The 8,174-nt window shown below is 67.8% G+C and carries 10 protein-coding genes and 2 pseudogenes; 2 read left to right on the top strand and 10 right to left on the bottom strand.

All coding sequences use genetic code 11. The features are described from left to right. A pseudogene (locus ACFWAY_RS52320) lies at positions 1–382 on the top strand (DNA-binding protein); the annotation flags it as partial. Here ACFWAY_RS52320 and ACFWAY_RS52315 read toward each other — a convergent pair. The 8 genes from ACFWAY_RS52315 to ddaH all read right to left on the bottom strand — a co-directional run bounded on the left by ACFWAY_RS52315 (position 375) and on the right by ddaH (position 7,009). After that, positions 375–512, bottom strand: coding sequence for a hypothetical protein (locus tag ACFWAY_RS52315; RefSeq protein WP_378516336.1), 138 nt, complete (start codon positions 510–512; stop codon positions 375–377). The pseudogene ACFWAY_RS52320 and the gene ACFWAY_RS52315 sit on opposite strands and share 8 nt — an antisense overlap. Next, the gene (locus tag ACFWAY_RS52310; RefSeq protein ID WP_378516335.1) at positions 509–1,069 is read right to left on the bottom strand and encodes a hypothetical protein; all 561 of its coding nucleotides are present in this window, start codon (positions 1,067–1,069) and stop codon (positions 509–511) included. Before ACFWAY_RS52310 ends, ACFWAY_RS52315 begins: the two co-directional genes overlap by 4 nt. Positions 1,070–1,844: 775 nt before the next feature. Beyond that, on the bottom strand, positions 1,845–2,153 hold the full coding sequence (locus ACFWAY_RS52305) for a hypothetical protein (RefSeq protein ID WP_378516334.1): 309 nt from the start codon (positions 2,151–2,153) through the stop codon (positions 1,845–1,847). Between the two features lie 85 nt (positions 2,154–2,238). Next, the gene (glmM, locus tag ACFWAY_RS52300; RefSeq protein WP_378516333.1) at positions 2,239–3,576 is read right to left on the bottom strand and encodes a phosphoglucosamine mutase; all 1,338 of its coding nucleotides are present in this window, start codon (positions 3,574–3,576) and stop codon (positions 2,239–2,241) included. Positions 3,577–3,713: 137 nt separating this feature from the next. After that, positions 3,714–4,250, bottom strand: a complete 537-nt coding sequence (gene rpsI / locus ACFWAY_RS52295; RefSeq protein ID WP_005239729.1) for a 30S ribosomal protein S9 — start codon at positions 4,248–4,250, stop codon at positions 3,714–3,716. Beyond that, complete coding sequence (gene rplM, locus ACFWAY_RS52290) at positions 4,247–4,690, bottom strand: 50S ribosomal protein L13 (protein WP_005239728.1); 444 nt, start codon at positions 4,688–4,690, stop codon at positions 4,247–4,249. The genes rpsI and rplM overlap by 4 nt, the downstream gene beginning before the upstream one ends. Before the next feature lie 168 nt (positions 4,691–4,858). Continuing rightward, positions 4,859–6,085 (bottom strand): ornithine--oxo-acid transaminase, encoded by a 1,227-nt coding sequence (gene rocD / locus ACFWAY_RS52285; RefSeq protein WP_378516332.1) that lies wholly within the window; start codon positions 6,083–6,085, stop codon positions 4,859–4,861. Between the two features lie 6 nt (positions 6,086–6,091). Next, on the bottom strand, positions 6,092–7,009 hold the full coding sequence (ddaH, locus tag ACFWAY_RS52280) for a dimethylargininase (RefSeq protein WP_378516331.1): 918 nt from the start codon (positions 7,007–7,009) through the stop codon (positions 6,092–6,094). 81 nt (positions 7,010–7,090) lie between these two features. Here ddaH and ACFWAY_RS52275 point away from each other — a divergent pair, with 81 nt between their 5' ends. Next, entirely contained in the window at positions 7,091–7,543 is a 453-nt protein-coding gene (locus tag ACFWAY_RS52275; protein ID WP_378516330.1) for an Lrp/AsnC family transcriptional regulator, read from the top strand. Between the two features lie 78 nt (positions 7,544–7,621). Here ACFWAY_RS52275 and ACFWAY_RS52270 read toward each other — a convergent pair whose 3' ends face one another. Together ACFWAY_RS52270 and ACFWAY_RS52265 are read right to left on the bottom strand one after the other, a co-directional pair. Next, on the bottom strand, positions 7,622–7,786 hold the full coding sequence (locus ACFWAY_RS52270; protein WP_378516329.1) for a hypothetical protein: 165 nt from the start codon (positions 7,784–7,786) through the stop codon (positions 7,622–7,624). A 6-nt stretch (positions 7,787–7,792) separates the two neighbouring features. Beyond that, positions 7,793–8,174, bottom strand: a pseudogene (locus tag ACFWAY_RS52265) (transposase); the annotation flags it as partial.

The raw sequence follows: 8,174 nt of genomic DNA, 5'->3' as shown, positions 1-8,174 counted from the left end.
TTCGGGCTGCCGGGTCGGTGGCAACCGCGACCAGATGGCCGGGGTGAACCTGGCCAAACGCGTACTGCTCGGCAAAGGCAAGGTCACCCGCCGGCGGGGGCAGATGCCCGCGGTCCGGGTGGCCGAGCATGCGCCGGTACGGCCACGCCGCGACAAACACGGTCCCACCCCGCGTCGGCCACGGCATCGCCGGGTCTGCCGCAGCCTGCCCACCGTGACACCGCGGTTGGGGGTGACTCCGAAACAGCATGTTCCTGCATCACAAGCGTCGGTGTGGGACACGGTCCAACCCGCACCGCCGCACGGTGATGCGGGTAGCCGTGACACACGTCCATCTCCCACGCCCGCCACGCGAGTGGCAGGCAGTATGAGATCTACGTAGACGCTCTTGTCGTGTGACGTGCCGACTCGCCGTCGTCCTCCCGCGTGTCACCGAGTTCTTCGCCGAGGCCCTCGGTGTTCCGTTCCTCGTCGTCCCTGCCGGTGAGGGCCGAGACGGTGTCCTCGATCAACGGGCGAAGAATCGAACCGAGATCCGCCAGGCGAGACTCTGACGCACCAGATCACCCGAACCGGGAATGCTCCCGGTGGCCGCGTCCCCACCACCGGCTCGAGGCGGGACGTACGCCGGGACGTCCGTCGCCGGTGCCGCGGCGGGCGCCGTCGGCGCAGCAGGTGCGAGAGCAGGCGCGCCGGCGCAGCGGCGGGGACGGTGCCCGCGTTTCGCACCTCGGGCGCCATCGGCGCGGGTGCCGGATCGGGATTGTCCTCGGGACGAAAACCGGGCTGCACCTCGATCGACCCGCGCCTCGGCGACGACGGCGGCGTAGGCGGCGTGCACCGCTTCGGTGCAGTCCGCACACGCAGCGGTGAACTCCTGCTGCTTCTCCTCGTACACGTGCCGGAAGTTCGCGTCGAGCCAGTCCTTGGTGATTCCGGCGGCCCGCCGCACCACGTCGTCGCGGTCGAGCCGACGGAGCGCGCCGGCGCCCCCGTCCTTGTACAGGCCGTTGACGTGCCGGTAGTCGTCGTCGGCGAGTTCGGGGAACCAGAAGGACGCGTCTTCCATGCCGTCCTTCGCGGCGGAGTTGTCGCCGTCCTTGCCGTCGGGTGTAGATCTGCGCGAGAACGTCGATCTGGGCCGCGCTGTTACCCCCGACCGTCGGCTGGTGCAGCGACACGACTTTGTACGCCTTGTTCGTCACCGCGGCGCTCAGCGTGAGGTTCGCCTCGAACAGCACCTCGGCGAGTCCGTGGAGCCGACCGATGGTGACGTCCGCCTGGACGTTCTGTCGGTCGGCGGCGTCGATCGCTGCCGCGGCGGCGACTCCGCTCCACCGGTTCACACTGCGGCGACGCATCTCTCGTTCTCGTCGAGTTCGGTGCGGGCCGCGTCGAGGCTGCGCCCGAGGGTGTCGACGTCGCGGGCGAGCGTGTGCAGACGCATCCCTCGCTCGGCGTCGAACCTCGCGTAGAATCGGTGAGTTCGCGAGACTCGTATCCCAGTTTTCTCGCAGCGGGGAGCAACAACTCGAAGAATTCGAGGCCCCGCGCGCCGAGATCGAGTAGGTCGTCGGGAACATTGAGGGCATTCGGGCGCAGGTGCTCCCCCAGCGCGGTCCGGGATGTGTTCGCGGTCTGGGCGTCGCTGCCGTGCTCCAACAGTGCGGCGTACCGCTGGTCGGCGAACGGTGTCCGGTCACGCTTGTCGAGCCCGTACTCGTCGAAGTACGGCTGCCATGAAGCCTCGTCTTCCTCGCGGGAGGCGGCCCAGGCCTGGAGGAGTTGCTCTTTGTATTCGCGGCTCAGGGTCGGGTCGGCGATCAGCGTTCTCGGATCCGTGGTCACCACCGCACCCCGTTCACGTCGGCGGTGACGTTTGCGTCCGTTCCCGAGTAGCGCGCCGCGGCGGCCCGGAATGCGTGCCCGAACGATTCCGCGTCCGTGGCCCACTGCCCGAGCGCGTCTCCGATGACGCCGAGGGCGTCACGCACCGCGTCACCCTTCGCGGTGTAGTCGCGGCCCGCGTGCGCCCCGCCGAATTCCAGCCGGGCGGTCTCGGCGGCCTGCTGTCGCAGGATCTCAGCCGACCTCAGCAGCCTCGCGCCCGCGTCCGTCACCACCGCGACGTCCACCTCGAGCCCATCGCTCATTGCCCCGCCCTCTCTTCGCGACCTACTGCATTAGACGCGACAGCGCACCGATCGGTTCCCCGGCCGATCGGTGCGCTGTGTCCGCTCACACGGAGGCGACCGTGCCCGCCAGTTCGTCGGCGAGCTTCCGAGCCACGTCGATGTCCGAAGCTTCGACCATCACGCGTACGAGTTGTTCGGTGCCCGACGGCCGCAGCAGTACCCGGCCGTTGTCGCCCAGGCTGCGCTCGGCGGCCACGACCGCGTCCAGCACGACCGGGGACGCGGCGACGGCGCGCTTGTCGGCGACCTTCACGTTGACCAGAACCTGCGGGAGTGTCGTCATCGCCGCCGCCAGTTCCGCGATCGGCTGTCCGGTCTCCGCCATCCGGCCCATCAGCCGCAGTCCGGTCAGCACTCCGTCGCCGGTGGTGCCGAAGGCGGGGAACACGACGTGGCCGGACTGTTCGCCGCCCAGGCTGAAGCCGCCGGACCGGAGCCCTTCGAGGACGTAGCGATCACCGACGGCAGTGGTGACCAGCGAGATCCCGGCCTCGCGCATCGCGATGTGCAAACCGAGATTGCTCATGACCGTCGCGACGAGGGTGTTGTCCACCAGTTCGCCTGCGTCGCGCATACCGAGGGCGAGGACGGTCATGATGGCGTCGCCGTCGATGAGGGAACCGGCGGCATCGACGGCGAGGCATCGATCCGCATCCCCGTCGTGCGCGAGCCCCAGGTCGGCGCTGTGCTCGACGACCGCCTTCTGCAGGCTCTCGAGGTGCGTCGACCCGCAGTTCTCGTTGATGTTGAGTCCGTCGGGTTCGGCGTTGATCGCGACGACGGTGGCGCCGGCGGCCCGGTAGGCGGCGGGAGCGACGCCCGATGCCGCGCCGTGCGCACAGTCCACCACGACGGTCAGCCCGTCGAGGCTGTTGGGGAGGGCGGTGGCCAGGTGCTGCAGATACCGTTCCGCGGCGTCCGGCACCGTGCGGATACGTCCGATCCCCGCGCCGGTCGGCGCCCGCCGTGTCGTGGTTCCGGCGGCGACGGCCTCGATCCGGTCTTCCACTTCGTCGTCGAGTTTGTGCCCGCCGGCCGCGAAGATCTTGATGCCGTTGTCGGGCATGGGATTGTGCGAGGCGGAGATCATGACACCGAGAGCTGCGTCCAGCTCCGCGGTCAGGTAGGCCACCGCGGGTGTGGGCAGCACCCCGACGTTCAGAACGTCGACGCCGGCAGACGTCAGGCCCGCGACGACCGCCGCCTCGAGCATTTCACCGCTGGCTCTCGGGTCACGGCCGACCACAGCCGACTTACGTCCCCCCGAACCCGGCGACGCCAGCACCGTCGCGGCGGCGGAGGCCACCTGCAACGCCAACTCGGCGGTCAGCTCGGTATTCGCGAGACCACGAACCCCATCCGTCCCGAACAATCGACCCATAGACCAGACCCCTCGCACCTAGGAAACCCACTACATCTCGGATAAAGCACGAGAGCAGGCGTCCGGTAACGATGGACGCCTGCTCTCGGGAAGAACAGGTGCCGAAGCCGACCCCGGAGGGCGGCTTCGGCGACACATCAGCGCTTCGAGTACTGAGATGCCTTGCGGGCCTTCTTCAGGCCGTACTTCTTGCGCTCGACGGCGCGGGCGTCACGGGTGAGGAAGCCGGCGCTCTTGAGAGCGGGACGGTCCTCGGGGGTGACCTCGATGAGCGCGCGGGCGATGGCGAGACGCAGTGCGCCGGCCTGTCCGGACGGTCCGCCACCGTGCAGCAGCGCCACGATGTCGAAGGACTCGGCACGCTCGACCGTGACCAGCGGAGCCTTGATCAGCTGCTGGTGCACCTTGTTCGGGAAGTAGTCCTCGATGGTGCGGCCGTTGAGCTTGAAGTCGCCCGAACCGGGGGTCAGACGGACGCGGACAACCGCTTCCTTACGACGACCGACGGTCTGGATGGGGCGATCGATCACGATCGGGGCCTGCGGCGCAGCAGCGGCCTCGATGTCCTCGGCGACCTCGGGCTCCTCGACGGACACGTACTCGTCCGCCGCGACCTCGACAGCCTCGGTGATCTCTTCGGGGTTGGACACGTTCTGCTCCTCCGGCGCCGTCACTGGGCCACCTGCTTGATCTCGAATGGCACCGGCTGCTGCGCGGCGTGGGGGTGGTTCGGGCCCGCGTAGACCTTCAGCTTGCTGCTGATGGCGCGACCCAGCTTGTTCTTGGGGAGCATGCCGACGATGGCCTTCTCCACGAGGCGGTCGGGGTTCTTGTCGAGAACCTCACCGACGGAGCGGGACTTCAGACCACCGGGGTGTCCGGAGTGGTGGTAGAGGAACTTGCCCTCACGCTTGTTGCCGCTGATGGCAACCTTCTCGGCGTTGATGATGACGACGAAGTCGCCGCCGTCAACGTGCGGTGCAAAGGTGGGCTTGTGCTTGCCGCGCAGCAAGTTGGCTGCCTGGACGGCAAGGCGGCCGAGCACCACGTCAGTGGCGTCGATGACGTGCCACGTGCGGGTCACATCTCCGGCCTTCGGGGTGTACGTAGACACAGAACTTCCTCGTCTTGTTCAATCCGCTGCTGGCCATTGCGTATCGTCGAGCGATTCCCGGCGGCCAGTTGAGACCCGAGAACCGCCAGCCACTGCGACACGAGGACACAGCGGCGCACGGCACGCCAACGGAGAACAATACCGGTCGGTGAGGCCCAGGGTCAAAACTCACTCGGCAAGCGCATCGGCGAGCTGTTCGACCGCCCACGTCAGCTCGTCCCGCTCGACCACCAGCGGCGGGGCGATACGGATCGTTCCTTCGTGCGCATCCTTCGCGAGGACCCTGCGAGCGAGGAGTCGTTCACAGATCGTTCGGGCGGACGGCATACCGTCGGCCAGCTGCACACCGGCCCACAGTCCGCGCCCACGCACCTCCGACACGTGGTCGGGGGACAGTTGCGACAGCATGCTGTGCAGGTAGGCACCCAGATCACGGCTTCGCTGTTGATATTCACCGGTCTCGAGCAGGTCGACGACCGCGCTCCCGACCGCGCAGGCGAGGGGGTTGCCCCCGAACGTGCTCCCGTGTTGTCCGGGGCCGATCACCGCCATGACCGGCCAGTCGGCGACGACGGCGGAGACCGGCATCAGGCCACCCCCGAGTGCCTTGCCCAGGACGTACACGTCGGGGGTCACGTTTTCGTGGTCGCACGCGAACGTGTCGCCGGTCCGCCCGAGCCCGCTCTGGATCTCGTCGGCGACCATCAGGATCCCGCGACGGGTGCAGATGTCCCGGACCGCTGCGAGGTACCCGGGCGGTGGCACCAGGACTCCGGCCTCCCCCTGGATCGGTTCGAGGAGCACCGCCACGGTGTTCTCGGTGATCGCGGCCTCGAGGGCCTCCGCATTCCCGTATTCGACGGACGCGAAGCCCGCCGGGAACGGACCGAATCCGGTGTACGCGTCCGGATCGGACGAGAACCCGACGATCGAGATGGTGCGACCATGGAAGTTCCCGGCGCACGTGATCACCTCGGCACGCCCCGGTGGCACTCCCTTGACGTCGTAACCCCATTTGCGGGCCAGTTTCAGCGCGGTTTCCACGGCTTCGGCGCCCGTGTTCATCGGCAGCACGGCTTCCTTCCGGCACAGCCGGCTCAGGTCCTCGCAGAAGGACGCGAACCGATCGTGCTGGAAGGCGCGGCTGGTCAGAGTGAGCCGGCCGAGCTGTTCGCGCGCCACCCGGACGAGGGTGGGGTGCGCGTGGCCGAAGTTGAGCGCCGAGTATCCGGCGAGTACGTCCAGGTAGTCGACGCCGTCGATTCCCTTCACCCACGAGCCCGCGCCCGACTCGATCACGACCGGCAGCGGCGAGTAGTTGTGTGCGCTGTGCTCGTCGGCCCTGCTCAGCTGCTCACGTGTGGCATCCGACACGGAAACGACACCGTCCGACATTGCTGGTCACCCCTGATCTTCCGCGACCCGGAGCCCGCGGAAACCGCGGAGCTCCAAAGTGCTGCACTTGATTCCACCACCGGATTTGAGGAACTCCGAATAGTCGACCGGCACCGGCTCGTACCCGCGGGCGGACAACTGGTCGGCAAGGTGCGAAGCCTGGACGGGTAGCACCACATTGGCGCCGTCGCTGACCAGGTTCAGTCCGAGCCAGTCGGTGTCCGTCTCGGCCGCGATCACCGCGTCGGGATACATCTGCGCGAGCAGAGCGCGACTGTCCGGCGAGAACGCCGCGGGCAGGTAGGCGATGGTCGAGTCGTCGAGCACTCCCAGCGCGGTGTTGAGGTGGTAGTAGCGGGGATTTTCCAGGTTCAACGTGATCACCGGACGGCCGAGGTGCGCCGACGCCTCGGCGTGCGATCGCGGGTCGGACCGGAACCCGGTTCCGGCGAGGATCACGTCGCCGACGACGAGGAAGTCGCCCTCCCCCTCGTTCACGTACCGCGGCAGGGTGGGCCTGATCAATCCCTTGTCCCGGAACCACCGGAACACGTGTTCGGCCTCGGCCCGCCGCTCGGCGGACCGGTAACGGGCACCGAGCGCGACACCGTCGACGACGAGCCCGCTGTCGGTGACGAACACCATGTCCGGGAGCCCCTCGACAGGGTCGATCGTGAGGACCTCGTGTCCGAGTCGCCGGTAGGTGTCCGCAAGCGCGGACCACTGCGACATCGCACGACCCCGGTCCACGGGCTCCTCGGGATGCATCCAGTCGTTGATGGCATAGACGACGTCGAAATACGTGGGCGGGCACATCAGATAACTGCGCGGATAGGCCCGCCGGACCATGCGGGCGGCGTCGCCCCGCACCTCCACTGTCTCCTCGTACGGGTTCTCGGACTCGATACCAGCAGTGGGCGCCATCTCCACTCCCCCTCGATCGGTGTCGGTGAAATCAGTATCCACCCACCAAAAGGCCTGATCAATGCGCTAGCGTTCCATCACATGGATGATTCGTTGCGTCTGGACGGGCTCGATCGGCGGATCGTTGCGCGGCTGGAGCGCAACGCCCGGTCCAGCTTCGCCACTATCGGCGGCGAGGTCGGGCTGTCCGCACCCGCCGTGAAGCGTCGGGTCGATCGACTGGTCGAGTCCGGAGTGATCACCGGATTTCATGCGGCGCTCGATCCGCGTGCTCTCGGCCACGGGGTCGAGGTCTTCGTCGAGTTGTATTGCAGTGGCCGCACCTCGGCCGTCGAGATCGCTCGGATCTTGTCCCGTCACACCGAGGTGCAGGAGGCGTACACGGTCACCGGCGATGCCAACGCCCTCCTCCGCGTCCGCACCACCGACACCGCACACCTCGAACGCACACTGGAGAACCTGCGGTCGGAGCCGGCCGTACTTCAGACCAAGAGCAGTGTCGTCCTCAGCCGGCTCATACCGCCCGCAGACTGATCCACTCGATCCACTGTCGGAGACCACAGTGCCCCAGCAACCGAGGACTGCTGGGGCACTCGACGTGTCACGCGAAGATCAGAGCCACGCCGTGGCGTTCCGGTCTTCCGCAGTCTGCATGTCGATGGCGCCGTCCTGGACGACCTTCGAGATCGCCTGCAGAACCTGGAGCAGGTCCTCGTCGGCGTTGTCCCACTTCGCCTGCACAGCTTGGTAGTTCTCCCGGCTCTCCCACTGCGCCACGAGCGTCTACGTAGGTCTCATACTGTCTGCCACTGGTATGGCGGGCGTGGGAGATGGACGTGTGTCACGGCTACCCGCATCACCGTGCGGCGGTGCGGGTTGGACCGTGTCCCACACCGACGCTTGTGGTGCAGGAACATGCTGTTTCGGAGTCACCCCCAACCGCGGTGTCACGGTGGGCAGGCTGCGGCAGACCCGGCGATGCCGTGGCCTGCTCGGGGTGGGACCTTTCTTGTCGCGGCTCTTGCGCACCGGCGCGTGTTCGGCGACCCGGACCGCCGGTAGTCGTCCGCGCCGTCTGGTGGCCTTGCCTTTACCGAGCAGTACGCGTTTGGCCAGGTTCACCCCGGCCATCTGGTCGCGGTTGCCACCGACCCGGCAGCCCGGG

The sequence above is a fragment of the Rhodococcus sp. NPDC059968 genome, assembly GCF_042738615.1.
In the GTDB taxonomy this organism is placed as follows: Bacteria; Actinomycetota; Actinomycetes; order Mycobacteriales; family Mycobacteriaceae; genus Rhodococcus_F.
This window is presented reverse-complemented; position numbering and strand designations above follow the sequence as displayed.

Coding starts and splice junctions, on each gene's coding strand:
- ACFWAY_RS52310 (WP_378516335.1), bottom strand. CDS start 1,069: ATGGAAGACGCGTCCTTCTGGTTCCCCGAACTCGCCGACGACGACTAC.
- ACFWAY_RS52305 (WP_378516334.1), bottom strand. CDS start 2,153: ATGAGCGATGGGCTCGAGGTGGACGTCGCGGTGGTGACGGACGCGGGC.
- glmM (WP_378516333.1), bottom strand. CDS start 3,576: ATGGGTCGATTGTTCGGGACGGATGGGGTTCGTGGTCTCGCGAATACC.
- rocD (WP_378516332.1), bottom strand. CDS start 6,085: ATGTCGGACGGTGTCGTTTCCGTGTCGGATGCCACACGTGAGCAGCTG.
- ddaH (WP_378516331.1), bottom strand. CDS start 7,009: ATGGCGCCCACTGCTGGTATCGAGTCCGAGAACCCGTACGAGGAGACA.
- ACFWAY_RS52275 (WP_378516330.1), top strand. CDS start 7,091: ATGGATGATTCGTTGCGTCTGGACGGGCTCGATCGGCGGATCGTTGCG.